At 60.1% G+C, this 1,645-nt stretch carries 2 protein-coding genes; both read left to right on the plus strand.

Translation table 11 applies throughout. The features are described from left to right. Positions 1–630: ParA family protein (locus tag WBC85_RS10040; protein ID WP_424436164.1), on the plus strand; the 630-nt coding region annotated here is incomplete at its 5' end. Positions 631–684: 54 nt separating this feature from the next. Next, the coding region (locus WBC85_RS10045) for a ParB/RepB/Spo0J family partition protein (RefSeq protein WP_424436167.1) at positions 685–1,645 on the plus strand (961 nt) is incomplete at its 3' end.

The following is a 1,645-nucleotide window of genomic DNA, read 5'->3' on the forward strand; positions in this document are numbered from 1 at the left end:
AACCTCTACTGGGCTGAATTCCAGATCCCCGTCTGGCGCATGCAAGCGCGCGGCTGGAAGCTGTGGGATGCGCTCACAGAAAGCCTTGAGGCCGACGGCGTGCTGGATAAATACGATCTGATCTTCATCGACACCCCCCCTGCCCTTGGCTACCTCACCATCAACGGCCTCGCCGCCTCTGATATCCTGCTGGTGCCTCTTGGTGCCTCCTTCCTTGAGTTCGACTCAACGGGGCGTTTCTTTGACATGCTGCATTCCACCTTTGCCAGCATTGAAGAGGGCGAAAACATCGCAGCCCGCGCTTTGGGGCGCGATGAGCTGAACTTTGAATGGGACGCCGTGCGCGCGGTCGTCACGCGCTATGACGGCGCCCAGCAGGCCGAACTGGCAGGCCTCATGCAGGCCTATCTCGGGCGCACGCTGTCGCCCCACCGTCAGGACTTCACCGCGCTGATCGGGCAAGCGGGTGAACAGGTCAGCGGCATCTACGAGGCGGATTACCGCGATTTCAACCGCGAGACCTATGTGCGCGGGCGCGAAACATTTGATGCGACCTACGCGGCCTTCAAAGAGCTGCTCTTGGGTGTCTGGCGGCGCGATGAACTGGCGGAGGAGCGTTCGGATGGGTAACGCGCGCTTCACACCCTTCTGTTTCCCTGCCTCCCTTTCAAAGGAGATGATATAATGGCCAAACGTAAACGCCTTGCCCCGGCTCAGTCTTTAGAACGGGCGCGTGATCTGGATGCTCCGCTGGAGAGCAAATCCATCGCGGGCCTCTCGCGCCACCCTGCCCCGCCGATTGCCTCTGTGGCCGGCGATGCATCAACCGTTGCGGCGCTTGAAGAGCTGTCCGAAACCCTGCGCCGCGCCCGTGCGGAAGGGCGGATGATTACCAATGTGCCCCTGTCCCTGATCGATGAAAACTATCTGGTGCGCGATCGCATCGCGGTGGATGACGATGATATGGCGGTGCTGCGCAGCTCGCTGGAAGCGCGCGGTCAGCAAACCCCGATTGAAGTGGTGGACCTGGGCGATGGGCGCTTTGGTCTGATTTCCGGCTGGCGGCGCCTGCAAGCCCTGCGCGCCATCGGCAGCGAAAGCGCCAAGGCCATCATCACCGCCCCGCGCGAGGCACCCGATGCCTATGTGGCGATGATCGAAGAGAATGAAATCCGCGTTGGTCTCAGCTATTTCGAGCGCGCGCGTATTGTGGTGAAAGCGGTCGAAGCTGGCGTGTTCGAGACTGAAAAGGCAGCGCTGCAAACGCTTTTCGCCAATGCCTCGCGGGCGAAACGCTCCAAGATCAAATCCTTCATTCCCGTGGCAGGCACCCTTGGCAATGCGCTCAAGTTCCCCACCCAGATGGGCGAACGTATGGGGCTGCAACTCTCCAAGGCTTTGCTGAATGATCCCACTGCGCCACGTCGGCTTCTGTCCGCGCTCAGCGCCGCTTCGCGCGATAGTTTCGAGGCAGAGCAAGATGTTCTAAATCAGGCTCTAAAAAAGGATTTAGAGACTGAAAAACCCTCTCCTCCCGCAAAGCCTGACGCATCGATTGCACGGCAGGTGTCGCGCACGCTGCTATTGGAAATGAATGCGCGCGGCGATGAAATCGTAATCAAGGGCGAGGGCGTTAATCACAAGC

Source organism: Planktotalea sp. (assembly GCF_049680325.1).
Lineage (GTDB): Bacteria > Pseudomonadota > Alphaproteobacteria > Rhodobacterales > Rhodobacteraceae > Planktotalea.